General features: G+C 40.1%; 1 pseudogene. It reads right to left on the bottom strand.

Features of this window, described 5'->3' with window-relative positions:
• A pseudogene (locus J5224_RS34790) lies at positions 1 to 205 on the bottom strand (starvation-sensing protein RspA); the annotation flags it as partial.
• Positions 206 to 538 lie beyond the last annotated feature (333 nt).

Here is a 538-nt window from a genome sequence, read left to right as displayed (position 1 = left end):
CAATACGGGTGGGATCTTTACCGATCAGAAACGGTGCCATGTATTCATCAATCGCATTTTTCACGGCAAAAATTCGCTGTGTGAACGTCGCGCACCCAAGACCATAGAGCCCCGGCTCGTTGGTCTCGACCTTGACGACGGCCAAATCAATGCCACCGGGTGCCGTAAGAATGGTTTTTACATTGGTAATCTTAAGGTTACTCACTTTAACTCCTCAATTCAGCAAATCAACGCCATGTCATACCGAGGAGGACAACACGGCGAAATATTTGTAGGTCGTCCTACAACTTCAGGTGTTATATCACGCTTTACAATCCCACAGTTCCTTGAACGTTCATTTTGTGACAAAGGTCAAAAAACGTCAAATCAAAGATATAGTTATTCATTAAATACAATGAGTTATACAACTTCAGATAAAGAGTGATAAGCGTTATTTGTGATCCGTATTGCAAAATCATTTTTGTATTGTTGATTTTACAAAAGTGAAAATCCACTCTTAAATAAGACAGTCGTCATACAAATATCAAGCGTGAGGAAA

The sequence above is a fragment of the Candidatus Symbiopectobacterium sp. NZEC135 genome, assembly GCF_025962695.1.
This window is presented reverse-complemented; position numbering and strand designations above follow the sequence as displayed.